18 protein-coding genes and 1 riboswitch are annotated in these 18,516 nt (G+C 67.8%); of the genes, 9 read left to right on the top strand and 9 right to left on the bottom strand.

All coding sequences use genetic code 11. The features are described from left to right. Nucleotides 1-36: 36 nt before the first annotated feature. Nucleotides 37-789, bottom strand: a complete 753-nt coding sequence (locus A5753_RS04410) for an MBL fold metallo-hydrolase (RefSeq protein WP_067123806.1) — start codon at nt 787-789, stop codon at nt 37-39. Between the two features lie 57 nt (nt 790-846). Here A5753_RS04410 and fgd point away from each other — a divergent pair, with 57 nt between their 5' ends. The 3 genes from fgd to A5753_RS04395 are packed head-to-tail and all read left to right on the top strand — an operon-like array spanning nt 847 to nt 5,108. Then, the gene (fgd, locus tag A5753_RS04405) at nt 847-1,860 is read left to right on the top strand and encodes a glucose-6-phosphate dehydrogenase (coenzyme-F420) (protein ID WP_067123804.1); all 1,014 of its coding nucleotides are present in this window, start codon (nt 847-849) and stop codon (nt 1,858-1,860) included. A gap of 24 nt (nt 1,861-1,884) precedes the next feature. Continuing rightward, complete coding sequence (gene pta, locus A5753_RS04400; RefSeq protein WP_369829290.1) at nt 1,885-3,948, top strand: phosphate acetyltransferase; 2,064 nt, start codon at nt 1,885-1,887, stop codon at nt 3,946-3,948. Beyond that, nucleotides 3,945-5,108: an acetate kinase gene (locus A5753_RS04395; RefSeq protein ID WP_067123800.1), complete on the top strand. Its 1,164-nt coding sequence runs from the start codon at nt 3,945-3,947 to the stop codon at nt 5,106-5,108. The genes pta and A5753_RS04395 overlap by 4 nt, the downstream gene beginning before the upstream one ends. Here the strand turns inward: A5753_RS04395 and A5753_RS04390 are convergent. The 5 genes from A5753_RS04390 to glnX all read right to left on the bottom strand — a co-directional run bounded on the left by A5753_RS04390 (nt 5,097) and on the right by glnX (nt 12,309). Beyond that, the gene (locus tag A5753_RS04390; RefSeq protein ID WP_067123798.1) at nt 5,097-6,272 is read right to left on the bottom strand and encodes a DUF1501 domain-containing protein; all 1,176 of its coding nucleotides are present in this window, start codon (nt 6,270-6,272) and stop codon (nt 5,097-5,099) included. The genes A5753_RS04395 and A5753_RS04390 overlap by 12 nt on opposite strands. Before the next feature lie 10 nt (nt 6,273-6,282). Then, complete coding sequence (locus A5753_RS04385; RefSeq protein WP_067123796.1) at nt 6,283-7,599, bottom strand: DUF1800 domain-containing protein; 1,317 nt, start codon at nt 7,597-7,599, stop codon at nt 6,283-6,285. A gap of 134 nt (nt 7,600-7,733) precedes the next feature. Next, nucleotides 7,734-10,013, bottom strand: coding sequence for a serine/threonine-protein kinase PknG (locus A5753_RS04380; RefSeq protein ID WP_067123794.1), 2,280 nt, complete (start codon nt 10,011-10,013; stop codon nt 7,734-7,736). Continuing rightward, complete coding sequence (locus A5753_RS04375; RefSeq protein ID WP_067123793.1) at nt 10,013-10,990, bottom strand: glutamate ABC transporter substrate-binding protein; 978 nt, start codon at nt 10,988-10,990, stop codon at nt 10,013-10,015. The genes A5753_RS04380 and A5753_RS04375 overlap by 1 nt, the downstream gene beginning before the upstream one ends. Then, a complete protein-coding gene (gene glnX, locus A5753_RS04370; protein ID WP_067123791.1) occupies nt 10,990-12,309 on the bottom strand; it encodes a protein kinase G-activating protein GlnX in 1,320 nt (439 codons plus the stop codon). The genes A5753_RS04375 and glnX overlap by 1 nt, the downstream gene beginning before the upstream one ends. 140 nt (nt 12,310-12,449) lie before the next feature. Between glnX and A5753_RS04365 the strand changes: the two genes are divergently transcribed. After that, nucleotides 12,450-13,082: an NUDIX hydrolase gene (locus A5753_RS04365; protein ID WP_067123790.1), complete on the top strand. Its 633-nt coding sequence runs from the start codon at nt 12,450-12,452 to the stop codon at nt 13,080-13,082. On the opposite strand, the gene thiE is transcribed toward A5753_RS04365, so the two are convergent. Beyond that, nucleotides 13,054-13,725, bottom strand: a complete 672-nt coding sequence (gene thiE, locus A5753_RS04360; RefSeq protein ID WP_067123788.1) for a thiamine phosphate synthase — start codon at nt 13,723-13,725, stop codon at nt 13,054-13,056. The two genes, A5753_RS04365 and thiE, sit on opposite strands and share 29 nt — an antisense overlap. Nucleotides 13,726-13,762: 37 nt before the next feature. Beyond that, nucleotides 13,763-13,899: riboswitch (TPP riboswitch) on the top strand. 1 nt (nt 13,900) lies between these two features. Here thiE and thiO point away from each other — a divergent pair. The 4 genes from thiO to A5753_RS04340 are packed head-to-tail and all read left to right on the top strand — an operon-like array spanning nt 13,901 to nt 16,682. Next, entirely contained in the window at nt 13,901-14,923 is a 1,023-nt protein-coding gene (thiO, locus tag A5753_RS04355) for a glycine oxidase ThiO (protein WP_067123880.1), read from the top strand. 46 nt (nt 14,924-14,969) lie between these two features. Next, a complete protein-coding gene (gene thiS / locus A5753_RS04350) occupies nt 14,970-15,167 on the top strand; it encodes a sulfur carrier protein ThiS (RefSeq protein WP_067123786.1) in 198 nt (65 codons plus the stop codon). Beyond that, nucleotides 15,160-15,918 (top strand): thiazole synthase, encoded by a 759-nt coding sequence (locus A5753_RS04345; RefSeq protein WP_067123784.1) that lies wholly within the window; start codon nt 15,160-15,162, stop codon nt 15,916-15,918. The genes thiS and A5753_RS04345 overlap by 8 nt, the downstream gene beginning before the upstream one ends. After that, nucleotides 15,915-16,682, top strand: coding sequence for an SGNH/GDSL hydrolase family protein (locus A5753_RS04340; RefSeq protein WP_067123782.1), 768 nt, complete (start codon nt 15,915-15,917; stop codon nt 16,680-16,682). Before A5753_RS04345 ends, A5753_RS04340 begins: the two co-directional genes overlap by 4 nt. 3 nt (nt 16,683-16,685) lie before the next feature. Here the strand turns inward: A5753_RS04340 and A5753_RS04335 are convergent, their stop codons facing one another. Together A5753_RS04335 and A5753_RS04330 are read right to left on the bottom strand one after the other, a co-directional pair. Then, on the bottom strand, nt 16,686-17,204 hold the full coding sequence (locus tag A5753_RS04335; protein WP_067123781.1) for a serine/threonine protein kinase: 519 nt from the start codon (nt 17,202-17,204) through the stop codon (nt 16,686-16,688). A 91-nt stretch (nt 17,205-17,295) separates the two neighbouring features. After that, nucleotides 17,296-17,826 (bottom strand): serine/threonine protein kinase, encoded by a 531-nt coding sequence (locus A5753_RS04330; protein ID WP_067123779.1) that lies wholly within the window; start codon nt 17,824-17,826, stop codon nt 17,296-17,298. Nucleotides 17,827-18,163: 337 nt separating this feature from the next. On the opposite strand from A5753_RS04330, the gene A5753_RS04325 reads away from it, so the two are divergent. Then, nucleotides 18,164-18,511, top strand: coding sequence for a CD225/dispanin family protein (locus A5753_RS04325; protein WP_067123777.1), 348 nt, complete (start codon nt 18,164-18,166; stop codon nt 18,509-18,511). Nucleotides 18,512-18,516: the final 5 nt, after the last annotated feature.

The raw sequence follows: 18,516 nt of genomic DNA, 5'->3' as shown, positions 1-18,516 counted from the left end.
TCAATCACGATGCGATTCTCGACCCAGCGCCCGAATTCAGTTGCCGCCGGCCAACGAGATGGCCCGCGCGGTCGCTTCGCGGATCGGGCCGCGCCACACGTCGCCGTGCCCGGGCAACAAGACCTCGGTGTCCAGCAGGGCCAGGGTGTCCAGGCTATGCAGCGAATTCTGCTGGCTGTGGCTGAACACCGCCGGCAGCAGCTGCGGCCCACCGCGGCGCAGCAGCGGGTGCCCGGTGATCAGCGCGTCGCCGCTGACCAGCACGCCGTCCACCACGTACGAGCAGTGCCCGCTGGTGTGCCCGGGGGTGAACACCGCCTTCGGGTGGCCGGGCAGCCCAGCGGCCACCTCGTCGGTCAGGGGTTGGGTGGACGGGATGCCGTCGCGAATCAGCCCCCCGGCGCGCAGCACGTGCAGCCCCCAGGCGGCCCAGCGCGGCCGCCAAATGCGCAGGGCGACATCGAAAACCGACGCCTGTTCCAGGTACTCGCGTTTGGCGTGACCCACTTCCTCGGCGTGGCAATACACATCCGTGCCGTATTCGTTGGCAAGCCAGATCGCCGAGCCCAAATGGTCGATGTGGGCGTGTGTGAGCAGGACGGCGCGCACGTCGCCGGGCCCGTAACTGAGCTCCCGCAGCGAGGCCAGCACGTCCTCGCGGTCGCCGGGATATCCGGCGTCGATCAGCAGCACGCCGGTGCCGTCGACGACCAGCGTCCAGTTCACGGCCTCGCCTTGGGCGAGGTAGACCGTGTCGGTCACTTGAACGAGAGTTGGCGCCGATCCCATGCCGCGAGTGTAGAAGCCAGCCAGTCGCGACCATCGGCAGAGGAGTAGAAAGAACGAGTGGCTGAACTGAAACTCGGATACAAAGCGTCCGCCGAACAATTTGCACCGCGCGAGCTCGTCGAACTCGCTGTCGCCGCCGAAGGGCACGGCATGGACAGCGCAACCGTCAGTGACCACTTCCAGCCATGGCGGCACGAGGGCGGACACGCACCGTTCTCGTTGGCCTGGATGACCGCCGTCGGCGAGCGGACCAGGAGGCTGGTGCTGGGCACCTCGGTGCTCACGCCGACCTTCCGGTACAACCCCGCCGTCATCGCGCAGGCGTTCGCCACGATGGGCTGCCTGTACCCGGACCGCATTTTCCTCGGCGTAGGCACCGGCGAGTCGCTCAACGAAATAGCCACCGGATACGAGGGCGAGTGGCCGGAGTTCAAGGAACGCTATGCCCGGCTGCGCGAATCGGTGCGGCTGATGCGTGAACTGTGGCTGGGCGACCGCGTCGACTTCGAGGGCGAGTACTACCACACCAAGGGCGCCTCCATCTACGACGTCCCCGAGGGCGGCATCCCGATCTACATCGCCGCTGGCGGCCCACAGGTGGCCAAATACGCGGGTCGCGCCGGCGACGGCTTCATCTGCACCTCCGGCAAGGGCGAGGAGCTGTACAAGGACAAGCTGATGCCCGCCATGAAGGAGGGCGCGGAGGCGGCCGGCAAGAACCCCGACGACATCGACCGAATGATCGAAATCAAGATCTCCTACGACACCGACCCGGACAAGGCCCTGGAGAACACCCGGTTCTGGGCGCCGCTGTCGCTGACGGCCGAGCAGAAGACCAGCATTCACGACCCGCTGGAGATGGAGAAGGCCGCCGACGAGCTGCCCATCGAACAGGTCGCCAAGCGCTGGATCGTCGCGTCCGACCCCGACGAGGCGGTGGAAAAGGTCGGCCAGTACGTGAAATGGGGCCTCAACCACCTGGTGTTCCACGCGCCCGGCCATGACCAGCGCCGGTTCCTGGAGCTCTTCGAGAAGGACCTGGCGCCGCGGCTGCGACGGCTGGCCGGATAGGCGCACGGGGTGGCCACTGGTTCCGTGTCCGCGATCTATATCGCCGCCCCCGAGCCGGAGACCGGCAAGTCAACGATCGCGCTGGGGCTACTGCACCGGCTGACCGCGACGGTCGCCAAAGTCGGTGTGTTCCGACCCATTACGCGCTCCGAATCGAACGACCGCGACTACATCCTGGAACTGTTGCTGACGCGGACCACCGCGGGTCTGTCCTACGATCAGTGCGTCGGCGTCACCTATCAGCAGCTGCACGCCGACGGTGACGCCGCGATCGCCCGCATCGTCGACGCCTATCACGCGGTGGCCGAGGCGTGCGACGTGGTGGTGATCGTCGGCAGCGACTACACCGACGTGACTCGGCCCGCGGAACTCACGACCAACGCGCGCATCGCGGTGAACCTCGGTGCGCCGCTGCTGCTCACGGTCAGCGGTAAGGGGCGCACCGCCGCGGAGATCGCCAGCGTCGTCGACGTGTGTCTGGCCGAGCTGGACGCCCAGCACGCCCACACCGCCGCAGTGGTTGCCAACCGGTGCGAGCCGGCCGAGTTGGCCGACGTGGCCGAAGCGCTGGGCAAATTCGCGCAGCGCAGCTACGTGCTGCCCGACGAGCCGCTGCTGTCGGCGCCGACGGTGGCCGAGCTGGAAAAGGCGGTCGCCGCGACGCCGGTCAGCGGCGAAGAGTCGCTGCGCGAACGCGAGGTCACCGGCGTTCTGGTCGCCGGTATGACCGCCGACCACGTCCTGGAGCGGCTGCGCGACGGCATCGCGGTCATCACCCCCGGCGACCGTTCGGACGTGGTGCTCGCCGTCGCCAGCGCCCATGCCGCGGAAGGCTTTCCGTCGCTGTCGTGCATCGTGCTCAACGGCGGCTTCGCGCTGCACCCGTCCATCGCCGCGCTGGTCGCCGGACTGCGGCTGCGGCTGCCGATCGTCGCCACCACACTGGGCACCTACGACACCGCCAGCGCCGCGGCGTCGGCCCGGGGCAGGGTCACGGCGACCTCCCAACGCAAAATCGACACCGCGCTGGCGCTGATGGACAGATATGTCGACATCACCGATCTGCTCGCGCAGCTTGCCATTCCGATCCCCACCGTCATCACGCCGCAGATGTTCATCCACCAGCTCACGCTGCAGGCGCGGTCGGATCGCAAACACATCGTGCTTCCCGAAGGCGACGACGACCGGATCCTGCGGTCCGCCGGCCGGGTGCTGCAGCGCCGCGTCGCCGACCTGACCATCCTGGGTGACGAGGCCCAAATCCGGCACCGTGCAGCAGAACTCGGCGTCGACCTGGGCGACGTCACGGTGATCGACCCGCGCAGCAGCCCGCTGCGCCAAGAGTTCGCCGAACAGTACGCACTGTTGCGCAAGGCGAAGGGCGTCACCGTCGAGCAGGCCCGCGAGGCCATGCGCGACAGCACGTATTTCGGCACCATGCTGGTGCAGAATTCGCAGGTGGACGGGATGGTGTCCGGCGCCGCGCACACCACCGCGCACACCGTTCGGCCGGCGTTCGAGATCATCAAGACGGTCCCGGATGTCTCGACGGTGTCCAGCATCTTCCTGATGTGCCTGCCCGATCGCGTGCTGGCGTACGGCGACTGCGCGATCATCCCCAATCCGACACCCGAGCAGCTGGCCGACATCGCGATCTCGTCGGCGCGCACCGCCGCACAGTTCGGCATCGAACCGCGGGTGGCGATGCTGTCGTACTCGACCGGCGACTCGGGTACCGGTGCGGACGTCGAAAAGGTAAGGACGGCAACCGAATTGGTGCGGAAACGGAATTCCGACCTGCCGGTCGAGGGCCCCATCCAGTACGACGCCGCGATCGAACCGTCCGTCGCTGCCACCAAACTGCGCGACTCGCCGGTAGCGGGCCGGGCCACCGTGCTGATCTTCCCGGACCTCAACACCGGCAACAACACCTACAAGGCGGTGCAGCGTAGCGCCGGGGCGCTTGCCATTGGGCCGGTGCTGCAGGGCTTGCGCAAGCCGGTGAACGATCTGTCCAGGGGTGCGTTGGTGGAAGACATCGTGAACACCGTGGCCATCACGGCGATCCAGGCCCAGGGGCAGCGATGACGGACAATGGGGACGCCCGCCTGGTGCTGGTGATCAACTCCGGCTCGTCATCCTTGAAATATCAAGTGGTCGACCCCGATTCGGGCGAAGCCCGGGCGACCGGTCTCGTCGAGCGGATCGGAGAGGAATCGTCGCCGGTTTCCGATCATGACGCGGCGCTGCGCTGCGCGTTCGACACGCTTTCCGACGACGGCATCGACCTGAGGACAAGCGGCATCGTCGCGGTGGGCCATCGAGTGGTGCACGGCGGCAACGCTTTCTATCAACCCACGCTGCTGGACGACGCGGTGATCGGCAGGCTCGACGAATTGTCTGAGCTGGCCCCGCTGCACAATCCGCCTGCACTCAAGGGAATCGAGGTCGCACGCAAGCTGCTGCCCGACCTCGCCCACATCGCCGTGTTCGACACCGGGTTCTTCCACGACCTGCCGCCCGCGGCGGCCACCTACGCGATCGATCGCGACCTGGCGCAGCGGTATCAGATCCGCCGGTATGGGTTTCACGGGACGTCGCACCACTATGTCAGCGAGCAGGCCGCCGCATTCCTCGACCGATCGGTCGGCGACCTGAAACAGATTGTGCTGCACCTTGGTAACGGTTGCTCCGCCTCGGCGATCGCCGGCACGCGGCCGCTGGACACCTCGATGGGCTTGACCCCGCTGGAAGGCCTGGTGATGGGGACCCGCAGCGGCGATATCGATCCCAGCGTCATCGGCTACCTGTGCCGCACGGCCGAGATGGGCGTCGACGACGTCGAAGCCATGCTCAACCAGCGCTCCGGGGTGCTGGGTCTGTCCGGTGAGCGCGACTTTCGCCGGCTGCGGACGATGATCGAATCCGGCGACGAGACAGCGAAACTGGCGTACAGCGTGTTCACGCACCGGCTGCGCAAGTACATCGGCGCCTACCTGGCGGTGCTGGGGCACACCGACGTCATCAGCTTCACCGCCGGGATCGGCGAGAACGACCCGGCGGTGCGCCGCGACGCGGTCGCCGGCATGGAGGAACTGGGCATCGTCCTCGATCAGCGCCGCAACCTCGGCGGCGGCAAGGGTGCGCGCCAGATCTCCGCCGACGATTCACCGATCGCCGTGCTGGTGGTTCCGACCAACGAAGAGCTGGCCATCGCGCGCGATTGCGTGAACGTGCTAGGCGGATAGGAAGCCCAGGCTGTTTCGTCCGGCGCCCACGGCCGGGGTGGGATCGGTCCCGATCGTTCGCGCCAGCAGCTCGGCGTAGATGTCACGGAAATCGGTGCTGTACTTCAAGTCTCCGTTGTCGAGGTCGGTGAGGCTGGGTTGTTCGCCGTAGAAGCCGCCCTTGACGGGTGCGCCGGCAATGAAAACGGGACCGGCCGTGCCGTGATCGGTGCCTTGCGAGGCATTGGCGCGCACCCGGCGCCCGAACTCCGAATACGCCAGCAGCACCACGTCACGGCCGGCCATCTCCTGGACGAACGCGGTCACCGCCTCGTCGAATGTTCGCAGGAGGCGCTCCTGGGTCCCGCGTTCGCCGGCGTGGGTGTCGAAGCCGCCAAGCTGCACCGTGTAGACCCGGGTGGGGACGCGGGCCTTGATGGCCTGAGCCACCGTGTTCAGCTGGGCTGATAGTGAATTGCGTTCCTTGGCAGGGGGTTTGACCGACCCAAATGCGGCGTCGGCGGTGCGCGCGGCGCGGTAGGCCTTGCACACCGCGGCCATTGCCGGGGTGTCGTCGGGATCGTCGTTGCCCAGTGCGGTCATCACCGCGTCGAACTTCTCCGCCTGACCCGGCGCGGCGCCCGGCGAAAGCGCCGCGGCCGTGCACTTCGCGCCGACGGCCAGAGGTGGCAGGACGGCGCCGATGTTCACCGCCCGCAACGGATCATCTCCGGTCGCGTCGAGCCAGCGGCCGATCCAACCGGTCGACACCGGTTCGGCCGGTGACGCCGTCTGCCAGATGTCCATCGAGCGAAAGTGGCTGTGGTCGGGCTTCGGGTAGCCCGCGCCGCGCACGACGGCGAGCTGCCCGCGGTTCCACAGCCCCGCCAACCCCTTCATCGCCGGGTTGAGCCCCAGCTGCTGATCCAGGTGCAGGACATCGCCCGGCGCGTAGGCGAGTTCGGGCCGAGCGTCGTGATAGGCGTTGTCCGCGTACGGGATCACGGTGTTGATGCCGTCGTTGCCGCCATACAGCGTGGCGATCACCAGCACACCGGCGCCTGGGGCCAGCGGCCGGTCCCGGGCCGCGCGCATCAGGTCGGGCCAACTGACCGCCGACATCAGGCCGGCCGCGCCGACGCCCGCGCTGGCGATCAGGAATCGGCGACGGTTGATCTCGGGCATGGCCGTCTCGCTAAGACGTCAGGTATTCGGGAGTGTTGACCGCGGCCGCGACCAACTGTGCCGGTTGGCGCACCAGCGGCCGCAGCGCCTTCACGGTGCGATCCGACCAGGAGCCGACGCCGATCAGATAGCCGACGGCGTCGACGCGGTCGCCGGCACCGGTGTCCTCGATGCCGGAGATGTCGCCCGCGTGTGCCAGCTCGGTGGCGGCGCGCAGGCGGGTCCCTGCGCTGGCGGTGGACAGCCACAGCTGCCCGCTGGGCCAGCCTCCGACGCTGGGCGGATAGAACGGTCGCTGGCCCAGCGTGCGCAATGTCGTGTCGATCATCTTCAGACGTTTGGGGTCGTCGACCGGCACTCGCAGCGCCCGGACGACCCCGACGAGCCACTCGGCCGGCGTGTTGACCACCGCGGCGCGGCCGCTGGTGAATTCGCTGTCGGTGAGGATCGCCCGGGTCAGCGTGCGCAGGTCGCGGTTGGATCCGTAGGCGGCGACCAGTCGGTCGAGCACTGCGGGTGACGGCGGATCGTCGGATGCCAATTGCTGCCACAGGCGTCCCGCGACGTACCCGGCCGATCTGGGTTGCGCCAGCACGGTGTCGCAGAACCCGGCGGCATCGAAGTCGCGGCTCTGCCCGAACAGCGTCTTGGCGCTCGCGTCATGGCGTTTGGGGGTCATGGAGGTTTTGCCACCGGGACCGATCACCCATCCGGTCAGTGCCCGCGCACCGTTGCGCACGTCGCTTTCGGTGTAGCCGTTGCCATGTCCCAACGCGAACAACTCCATGAACTCGCGGGCCAGGTTCTCGTTGGGCGCCTTGGCGGTGCTGCGCGGCGCGTCCAGCCAGCGCAGCATCGCGGCGTCGGTCAGCATCGAGTACGCCAGGGCGCGAAAATCACCCAGCGATCCCGCGCGCAGTTTCTGATTCTGCGCGGCCATGTACGCGGCGACCCGCACCTTCTGCGCCGAGGTGGCAAAGTGGTTGTGCCACAACAGGGTCAGCTTTTCGTGCACCGGCTGCCGCACGCCGACCATGCGGCGTATCCACCAATTCGACAGCATGTCCAGCTGTTGGGTCATCTGCTGGTTGTACTGCTTGCGCGCGGCCGGCGTGGAGCGCTTGCCCGGCGGCTTGGGTGCGTCCAGGGCGGGCATCGGCGTGGCGGCCACGCCCGGGTCGGTACCGGGATTGGTGGCCAGCATCGCGTCCACGTAGCCGGGCCAGTGCAGGCCGACGACTGCGTCGACCTCGGACCCGGTCACCCCGAACCCGGCCCGGCGCAGCATGCGGGCCGTGCTGACCCATGCGGTGGACTGGCCCGCCATTTGATAACTGTGCGTCCTGCAGCTGAGATTTAGCTGTGTTTTCTTGTGATTTGGGTGAGAGCTGAGTTCACTTTCCGTTCCGACGAAGGCGGGTCCGAAAAGTCGGCTCGCCGCGTGCCCGACAACCAAAACCCCTAGAACGTACTGGTGGGGCGCACCCGGTTCGCCATGTCCACCAGCGCGTAGCGGTGCCGCTGGGTCGGGGCGACGCGGGCCAGATTGCGCAGCGATGCCTCGACGCCGAGCCGCAGCCCGTGCTCGGTGAACGGGAAGCCGAGGATGTGGTTGGTGCTGGCCTTGTTGTCCTCCAACCAGTCCATCGCACAGCCCAGCACCAGGGCGCGGATCTGCAGCACGCGCGGCTCGGTGGGCGGCAGCGCCTCCACCCGCCGCGCCGCGTCGCGGATGTCCTCCTCGGTGATCTCGCTCTTGGTCCGTCCGGACAGCAGCGTTACCGCGCTGGTCAGTCGCGCTGTGGTGAAGTGGCGTGAGCTGGCCGGCACCTCGTCCAGCGTGCGCACCGCGGCGGCCCGATCACCCGCGGTGGAAAGCCATCTGGCCAACCCGAAAGCCGCCGAGATCACCCCGTCGTTGGTCTTCCATACCGTCTGGTAATACTTCTGCACGTCGACGTCCCCGGCCAGCTCGGCGGTGGCGGCCAACGCCAGCTTGGGCGCCAGTTCGCCCGGGAACGTGTCCAGCACTTCAGTGAAATGTGTTGTGGCCGAATCGTAGTCGCCGGTGAGCAGCTCGGCGACCGCCTTGTACCACACCAACCGCCATTGCCAGCCCACCCGCTCGGCCAGGTCGTCGAGCTTGCGGGTGGCCTTGGCCACGTCGCCGAGATCCAGCAGCGCGCGGACCTCCATCAGCGGCAGTTCCACCGACTCGGACACCTCGACACCCTCGGCGTCCAGCGTTCCGTGCCGGGCCGCGCGCAACGAGTCCAGCGTCTGCACCGGCTGCGACAACACGGTCGCTTGCAGGACGGGAGCGGCGACGTCGGCCGGATCGACCAGCGGAACCTGCAGTGCGGTAACGATTTCGCGGGCGGTGAGCTTCTCCGAGTGGACCTGACCGTCCAGGTACACGTCGGTGTGGGCGACCAGCAGGTCGACCCCGAACGTCGAGCGGCTGGGGCTGAAGATGGTCGACAGGCCGGGCCGCGGCACCCCGCTGTCGTGGGCGACCACCTCGCGCAGCACCCCCATCAACTGGGCGGACATCTCCTCGGTGCTGCGGAACCGGCGCCGCGGGTCGGGGTCGGTGGCGCGGCGCAACAACCGGCGGAAGGAGTCGTAGGTGGCCAACACCGGGTCGTGCTCGGGCAGGCCGTCGACGTAGCGGCCGTTGCGGGTCTTCAGATTGAGCGTGAGCGCGGCCAGTGTGCGGCCCACGGTGTAGATGTCCGTGGCGACCGTCGGGCCGGTGCGCACTATTTCGGGCGCCTGGAAACCCGGTGTGCCGTAAAGGTATCCGAAGGAATTGATCCGCGACACCGCACCCAGGTCGATCAGCTTGAGCTGCTCTTCGGTGCGCATGATGTTCTCCGGCTTCAGGTCGTTGTAGACCAGGCCGATGGAGTGCAGATAGCCCAGCGCGGGCAGGATCTCCAGCAGGTAGGCGACGGCCTCGGCGACGGGTAGCTTCTCGCCCTTGCCGTGCTTGAGCGGCTGCCCACCGACGTACTCCATGACGATGAGGCCGACCGGATTGTTGTGCTGGTCCTTGTGCTCGACGAAGTTGAAGATCTGCACGATCTGCGGGTGGACCACCTCGGCCAGGAACTGACGTTCGGCCATCGCGATCGCCTGCGCCTCCGCGTCGCCGGAGTGCACCAAACCCTTGAGCACCACCGGCCGGTCGTTGACGTTGTGGTCGACCGCCAGATAGACCCAACCCAGACCGCCGTGCGCGATGCAGCCCTTGACCTCGTACTGACCCGCGACGATATCGCCGGGATTGAGTTGCGGCAGAAAAGAATACGGGCTGCCGCAGGACGGGCACCAACCCTCCGACGTGCCTTTGGCTTTCTTGCTGGACCGGCCCACCGGCTTTCCGCAGTTCCAGCAGAAACGCTTGGACTCCGGCACCACCGGATTGGTCATCAGGGCTTCGAGCGGATCGATGTCGCGCCCGCGCGGGATCTCGACCAGGCCACCGCCGAGCTGCCGGACCGCCGGCAGCGATCGCGTCGCGACCGTCAAGCGGTCCTGCGGATCGGTATCCAGGGCACCCAACGAGATGTGCGGAAAGTCGTCATCGTCGTCGTCGAAATCGGGACGGAACAGCGCCTGGGTGGCTTGCAGCCGCCCGGTCGCCGCGCCGGTCTGGACGTCGGCCGCCTGGGTGCCCGGGGCCACGTCCTCCGAGCCGGTTTCCGGCTGCTCGGTTTGCTTGTCCGGCTCGGCCATCAGTCCAGATACCTCGGCGTGGGTGGGGCCGGCGCGGGCCCCAGCACCGTCAACCACTTGCGGTACAACGTGTTCCACGTACCGTCCCGGCGGATCCGTTCCAGGGTTCCGTTGACGAACCGCACCAGTCCCGTGTTGTTCAGATTGACCCCGATGCCATAGGGCTGAGTGGCCATATTGGGCCCGACGATGTGCAAGTAGGGGTCCTCTTCGACCAGCCCGGCCAGGATCGAATCATCCGTGCTGACCGCGTCGATCTCGCGCTGCTGCATCGCCACCAGGCAATCGGCCCAGTTGACGACCGAGACCACGACCGGTGGTGGATCGATCTGCTGGATCCGGTGCAGCGACGTGGTGCCCTTGGCCACGCAGACCCGCTTGCCGGACAGGTCGGAGATCTTGACGATCGACGAGTCGCGCGGGGCCAGGATGCGCTGATTGGCGTCGAGGTAGACGGTCGAGAAGTTCACCAGCTTGCGCCGGTCGCAGGTGATGGTCATGGTCTTCACCACGACGTCCACCTCGGAGTTCTGCAACGCGGTGACCCGCTCGTCCGACGACAGGATCCGGTACTCGACGTGCGAAGGCGCCCCGAAGATGTCGCGCGCGATCTCGCCGGCGATGTCGACGTCGAATCCGGTGATCTCGCCGGTGATCGGGTCGCGGAAGCTGAACAGGTTGCTGCCGATGTCGAGCCCGACGATCAGCCGACCGCGGGCCCGGATGTCGGCGACCGCCGCGTCCGCCTCCGCCTTGGTGGGGAAGGGCCGCAGGCTGGCCGTCAGATCGCAGCTCTGGTTCGGGCCGTCGGGCGGCAGCGGCGGCTGCGGCGGCAGCTGCTCCATGCCGACCGGTGTCGGGGGCGGCAACGTCGGCACGCTGGCCACTTGCAGCGATTCCGTGTGACCGCAACCCGCCAGCACCACCGCCGCGGCGGCCACGGTGCACGCCCGGCGAAGCGGGGACAGCCGGGCCATTATCGGTACTCTTTCAGCCTCGGCCAGAGCCCCAGCGCCACCGCGATGGCGGCGCCGAGGCTGAGCACCACGCCACCCACCTGGGCGCCGGACAACCCGCTGCGGGCGTTGATGACGTCGTTGCGCAGGGTGATGCGGCCCTGATCCATGGCCTTGACCAGCTCGCCGTCCAGTTTGTCGAACGCCGGGGTGGAATCTTCTTCGCTGCTGCCCAGCGCCACCTGGGTGGCGGCCCGGTAGTTACCCACCGAGATGTACGAGGTGATCCGGTCGTTGGCCTGACGCCAGCGCAGTAGCAGCTGATCGGCGCCTTCCAGGTCCGGCTTGTCCACGGCGTCGCTGCGGGACATGTACTGGTCGAGCTGTCGGTGCATCGAGTCGATGCGCTGGTAGAACGACTGCTTGCGTTTCTCTTCGTCCCCGCGACGGATCAGCGACAGCGTCTCGTCGGCGCGCGCCTGCTGGGCGGTGATCGCGACGTTGGTGACGGTTTTGAGGGATTCCGCGGCAGTGTCCTTCGCGCTACGACTGGCCGTCGTAGAAATGGTCAGCGCAGTCCCAACCCAAACCACCATGACGAGGATAGCGAGCGCGCCCACCACCAGACCGGGGTTGATTCGGCGCCGGGTGCGGCGCGCCAGCCAGCGGTGGGAGAACGCGCCGAATATCACGGTGGCGGCGACCACCATGATGACCGGCGCCGGGATCTGGGTCGACGCGGTGGTTTCGGCGTCCACTCGCTCCGACGTCGCCTTGTAGAGCCGCGCGGCGTCGGGCAGGATCGTCGATTGCATCAGGCCCGATGCTTCCGACAGGTACGACGAGCCGACCGGATTGCCCTCCCGGTTGTTGGTCCGGGCGATTTCGATGAGGCCGGTGTAAACGGCCAGCTCGGCGTTGATCCGGCCCAGCAACTGCACCAGCGGTTCGTCGGTGAGCCCGCTGGACGCCCTGGTCACGGCCACCGACGCGTCGGTGATGGCCTGCTCGTAGCGCTGGCGAACGGGCTGTGGTTCGGCCTCGGCGATAAACGCGGTGGCCGCCGCGGCGTCGGCCACCGACAGGGTGGTGTAGAGGCGCCCGGCGGCGAACGATAGCGGCTCGGTGTGGTTGAGCACCGTGGTGAGCACCTGCTGCCGGTGGTTGATGGTGGTCGAGGTGGCGAAGGCGCTGATCCCGCCGAGTGCGGCCAGCACGATGCCGATGGTCAAGATGCGGCCCGGCGTCGTCGAGACGAACCACCAGCGTGGATGGGCTGGTTCGGCCGGTGACCGCGATCCCTGCGGCTCGGTCGACGGGTGCGCCAGCTCAACCGTCACGTCTTATCAGCCCTCGTCTCTCGGCCACCGGATTTCGCTGCACGGACCTCTATAAGCGAAGTCTAAGAGCATGTTCGGGTGGATGGGTGGAGGCGGACGCAATTCGCGACGCCCCAACCAAGTCTGCATATCCTGAATCGGTGCAGGGCGACGGTGACGGCTGGGTGATCTCCGACAGCGGCGCCCACTACTGGGGTCGCTTCGGCGCGGCGGGTTTGCTGCTGCGGGCCCCGCAGCCCGACGGCACGCCCGCGGTGCTGCTGCAGCATCGCGCGGTGTGGAGTCACCAGGGCGGGACCTGGGGGTTGCCGGGCGGCGCCCGGGACAGCCACGAAACGCCGGAGGAAACCGCGGTCCGGGAAGCCAACGAAGAGGCCGGGCTGCCGGGGGAGCGACTCGCCGTGCGCGCGACCGTCGTCACGGCGGAGGTTGCCGGGATGGCCGGCGGGCACTGGAGCTACACCACCGTCGTCGCCGACGCCGAGGAGTTGCTGCACACCGTGCCCAACCGGGAGAGCGCCGAGATGCGTTGGGTTGCCGAAAACGAGGTGGCCGACCTGCCACTGCATCCCGGCTTCGCGGCCAGCTGGCAGCGGCTGCGCACCGCGCCGGCGTTGTTGCCGCTGGATCACGGCGACGAACGACGCCAATACCTGCCGCGCACGATCGAGATCGAAGCCGGCGTCTTTGTCTGGTGTATGCCCGGTGAGGCCGGCCAGCAGCCCTCACAGCTGACCCGCCGGATCAGCTCGCTGCTGCCAGCGCCGAACTGAGCCGCTCGGCCGCGGCCCGCGGGTCGGCCGCCGCGGTGATCGCCCGCACCACGACGATGCGCCTGGCACCTGCGCTGCGCACCTCGGGCAGTCGCTGCTCGTCGATGCCGCCGATCGCGAACCACGGTTTGTCGGTTCCGAGCTGGGCGACGGCGCGCACCAATCCCAAACCCGGCGCCCGGCGACCGGGTTTGGTGGGCGTCGGCCAACACGGTCCGACGCAGAAGTAGTCGGCCCGGCCGGCGGCCGCGGCGGCTGCCTGCTCTGGGTCATGGCTGGACAACCCGAGCAGCACGTCCGTCCCGACGATGTCGCGGGCGACCTCCAGCGGCAGGTCGCCCTGCCCGAGGTGCAGCACGTCGGCGCCGGCCGCGCGGGCGATGTCGGCGCGGTCGTTGACGGCCAACAAGGCGCCGTGCCGGCGGGCCGCGTCGGCCAGGATCTGGCACGCCGCCAGCTCGTCACGCGCTTCGAGCGGGCCGAACCGCTGCTCACCGGCCGATCCCTTGTCGCGCAGCTGGATGATGTCCACGCCGCCGGCCAGGGCGGCATCGGCGAACTCCGCCAGATCGCCGTGTTCACGGCGCGCGTCGGTGCACAGATACAGCCGCGCGGCGGTTAGCCGGGTAAGACGTTGATGCACACCGAGACGCTAGCGCGCTAGCGTGGAGCCGAAGAGAACCACTAGACACGGGAGTCCCGGGTAGTCGCCTGACTGCGGGGCTGAGAGTGGGCACAGCCGGAGCCACCCGGACCTGCCCTTACCGTCACACCTGATCCGGGTAATGCCGGCGAAGGGAGGCTCACGAATGACCGGGATGCCCTCGGGGCCCCCGCCGGGGTCCTTGGCCGTGATCGGGGGCGGCGTCATCGGGCTCGCGGTGGCGCGCCGCGCCGCGCAGGCCGGGTGGTCGGTACGGGTACACCGCAGCGACCACAAGGGCGCATCCTGGGTCGCCGGCGGCATGCTGGCACCGCACAGCGAGGGCTGGCCCGGCGAAGAGCGACTGCTGCGGCTGGGCCTGGAGTCGCTGCGGCTGTGGCGCGAGGGCGGTTTCCTGGACGGGTTGCCGCCCGAAGTGATCACGGCGCGCGAGTCGCTGGTGGTTGCCGTCGACCGCGCCGATGCCACCGATCTGCGCACGGTCGCGGAGTGGTTGTCCGCCCAGGGGCACCCGGTGGTCTGGGAGTCGGCCGCCCGCGATGTCGAACCGCTGCTGGCGCAGGGCATCCGGCACGGCTTTCGGGCGCCCACCGAGCTGGCCGTGGACAACAGGGCGGTGTTGGACGCGTTGACCGCGGAGTGCGAGCGCCTCGGGGTGTCGTGGGCGCCGCCGGTGCGCGAGTTGTCGCGCGTCGAGGCCGACGCGGTGGTGATCGCCAACGGCATCGATGCGCCGGGGTTGTGGCCCGGTCTGCCGGTGCGCCCGGTGAAGGGCGAAGTGCTGCGATTGCGGTGGCGTAAGGGTTGTATGCCGTTGCCGCAGCGGGTTGTTCGCGCCCGGGTGCACGGACGGCAGGTGTATCTGGTGCCGCGCGCGGACGGGGTGGTGGTCGGAGCCACGCAGTACGAACACGGTCGCGACACCGCCCCGGTCGTTTCGGGGGTGCGTGACCTGCTCGATGACGCGTGCGCGGTGCTGCCGGCGCTGGGCGAATACGAGCTGGCCGAGTGCGCCGCCGGGCTGCGCCCGATGACACCCGATAATCTGCCGTTGGTCCATCGCCTGGATGCGCGAACGCTGGTCGCCGCCGGCCACGGCCGGTCGGGATTCCTGTTGGCGCCCTGGACGGCAGAACAGATCGTTGCCGAACTGTCCCCGGTGGGAGCGCACCGATGATCCGCGCCGTGACGATGCCTCGGCGAAGCGAAGAGGAGTGGCGCCAATGATCGTCGTGGTCAACGAGCAGAAGGTCGACGTCGACGCGCGCATCACGGTAGCCGCGCTGCTGCATTCCATGGGTTTTCCGGACCGCGGTGTCGCGGTGGCCATGGACGACGCGGTGTTACCGCGATCCCGTTGGACCACAGAGCTTTTCGACGGTGCCCGGCTCGAAATAGTGACGGCGGTGCAAGGTGGCTGACGCAAAACTGACCATTGGCGACCGCAGTTTCGCGTCGCGCCTCATCATGGGGACCGGGGGAGCGAGCAACCTCGCGGTGCTCGAAGAGGCGCTGGTGGCCTCGGGCACGGAACTGACCACCGTCGCCATCCGCCGGGTCGACACCGAGGGCGGCACCGGACTGCTCGATCTGCTCAACCGGTTGGGCATCACCCCGTTGCCCAACACCGCGGGATGCCGGGGCGCTGCCGAGGCGGTGCTCACCGCGCAGTTGGCGCGCGAAGCGCTGAGCACCAACTGGATCAAGCTCGAGGTGATCGCCGACGAACGCACGCTGCTGCCCGATGCGGTCGAATTGGTACGAGCCGCAGAGCAATTGGTCGACGACGGGTTCGTCGTCTTGCCCTACACCAACGATGACCCGGTGCTGGCGCGCCGGCTCGAGGACGCCGGCTGCGCGGCGGTCATGCCGCTGGGTTCGCCGATCGGCACCGGCCTTGGCATCACCAATCCGCACAACATCGAGATGATCGTCGCCCGGGCCGGCGTTCCGGTGGTGCTTGACGCGGGCATCGGGACGGCCAGCGACGCGGCGCTGGCGATGGAGTTGGGTTGCGACGCCGTGCTGTTGGCCACCGCGGTGACCAGGGCGGCCGATCCGGCCTCGATGGCCGCCGCGATGGCCGCCGCGGTCACCGCCGGATATCTGGCGCGGCGCGCCGGACGGATCCCGAAGCGGTTCTGGGCGCAGGCTTCGAGCCCGCAAGCATGAGTCGCTATGTGGCGCTGGGTAGTTCGATGGCCGCCGGTCCCGGCATCCGGCCCCGGGCGGCCGGGGCCCCCCGCTGGTCGGGCCGATCCGCGCGCAACTACGCGCATCTGATCGCGCAGCAATACCAGCACGACTTGGTCGACGTCACCTTCTCCGGGGCGACCACCGAGCATGTGCTCACCGAGCGCCAACACGGCGCACCACCCCAAATCGCCGCGCTGGACGGCACCGAAAGCCTGGTCACGGTGACCATCGGCGGCAATGACGTCGGCTACATTCCGCTGTTGATGGCGGCGGCAGTTCCGCATCCGCTGCGCCACCTGCCGCTGCTGGGGGAGCGCATCTCCGAACTGCTGGATCGCGGGGCGCGAGATCGCGCCCTGGACGCGGTGTTTGAATCGCTGTGCGCGGTCGGCCGCACGCTGCGTCAGCGATCGGCGCGGGCACGGATCTTCTTCGTCGACTACCTGAGGCTGCTGCCGCCCCCGGGAGTACCGGCCGCGCCACTCTCGCCGCCCGATGCCGACCTGGGTCGGCACGTGGCCGCCACGCTGGAAACGATGACGGCCGACGCCGCCGCGGCGACCGGTTGCGAAGTCATCCGCGCCGGCGCGGCGGGTCGCGAACACCACGCGTGGTCGACAGACCCCTGGACGACGTTGCCGGCACGCCTCGGTATTCCACTGCCGGGCCGCCCCGCGCCCTTACACCCGAACGCGGCCGGGATGCGGGCGGTGGCGGATCTGATCGCGGCTCAGCTGTAAACGTCAGCCGTTCGTGCGCCACCACTGATAGAGCGCGTTGACGTCCGAATTGGATGACGTCAGGTGCCCCAACACATTCTTGGCATCGGTGGTCCAGGTCAACGTCGCGTAGTTCTTGTAGGTGCCGCAGGCGATCTGGCCGCCCGTCTGGCCGTTCTGTTTCCACGTTCCCGGCGACGCCCCGGCGTCTCCACACGCGGCCAGGGATACGTCTTTGATGGTCGAGCTGAAGGCGGAGCCCAGGTTCGTGCTGTTGGAGAAGAGGGCGTAAACGCCGGAGCCCGGTCCGCTGGAGTCGGGGCTTTGCCCGCACACCAGTTCGGCCAGTTCGCCGGTTTCGGAGAGCTCTTGCGGCTTACAGTTGTTGAGGCCGTAGCCCTTCGACAGCGAGGCGGCCAACGTATTCATGTCCGTCGCGTTGCCGGTGTTGGGCTCGGCGTTCGCGGCGCCAACACCCGCGAAAGCCAAACTGCCCGTTATAGCTGCCGACGCGACTCGCAGCGCGGTGTTCCGATGTGACATTTTTCTGACTCCCTGCGGTTGATGGAAATAAAGAGGGCCGAACGCTTCTCGGTTATCCGTCGACGGAATCGGTTGCGGCACAGCGGGAACGTCACCCGTTCGCACGCCACCACTGGTAAAGCGCAGCAACGTCGGTGTTGGACGCGCGCAGGTAACTCAATGTGTTGTTGGCGTCCGTAGTCCAGATGATCTCGGCGCCGTTTCGGTAGGTGCCGCACGCCGCCTGCCCGGCGCTGGCTGCCGAACCGTCCTTGTGCCAGTTTGACGGCGACTGACTGGCGTCACCGCATGGGGTAAGCACGTCCTCATTGATGGTCGCCTTGAACGAGGTGGCCAAATTGTCGGCGTTGGTGAACAGCACGTATTTGGCCTGTACCGGTCCGCGTGGATCGGGGCTCTGCCCGCAGGTGAGCACGGCCAGTTGCGTGCTGCGGTCGATGTTCTGAGCGGTGCAGTTGTTCAGGCCGTAGCCCTTCGACAGCGCCGCCGCAAGCGTGTTGATATCCGAAGAGCTCCCGGTGGTGACGGGATCCGCGCTCGCTGGGGCGCCGCCGGCTAAGGCCAAACCTGCGGTGAGCGTCGTTAGGGTCGCCGCCCTCAGCGCGTTGCTGAAATCAGACATGAATGGCTCCTTAACGGCCGCTTCTAAACACGGATATTAGGGATATGTCGTGGTAATGCAACACATTCCGTTGGCAATTGTCTGTGTGGGCATCCTTCCTTGGCTGAACCGGCGGATGACCAGGGAAACGATGGCGACGCGCCTATCGAGGCACAGAATTTCGAATTATGTTGAGACGCATCGATAATCGAGGTCTTCTGTAGAGAAGGCGCCCCGCCGCCCCATTGTGCCTGCGGTGGCCTAAACATGATTTTTTCATTGCTAGTGCCGATCAGACCCTGCTCGGGTATGGTTAGCACCGCTTTACGTCAGCTAACTTCTCTTGACTGGAGAATCCATGACACCCCCCCCTCCCCCGCCGCCCGATTATCCGCCGCCGTCTCCGGGTTACCCGCCGCAGCAGCCGGAAGGCCAAGCGCCGAATAACTATCTGGTGTGGTCGATTCTGGCGACCCTCTTCTGCTGCCTTCCCTTCGGAATCGTGGCGATCGTCAAGTCGAGCCAGGTCAATGGGTTGTGGGCGCAGGGCCGCTACGCCGAGGCGCAAGCGTCCGCCGAGAGCGCCAAGAGATGGGTGATCTGGTCTGCGGTCATCGGCGTCGCCGTAGGCATCATCTACGGCATTTTGATGGCGATCGGTGCGCTGAACACGAACACCAACGCGGCACTCGCCGCGATGTTCTAACCTCT

Source organism: Mycobacterium sp. 852002-51971_SCH5477799-a (assembly GCF_001667145.1).
Lineage (GTDB): Bacteria > Actinomycetota > Actinomycetes > Mycobacteriales > Mycobacteriaceae > Mycobacterium.
The sequence above is the reverse complement of the archived record's forward strand: the minus strand, read 5'-3'. Positions and strand labels throughout refer to the sequence as shown.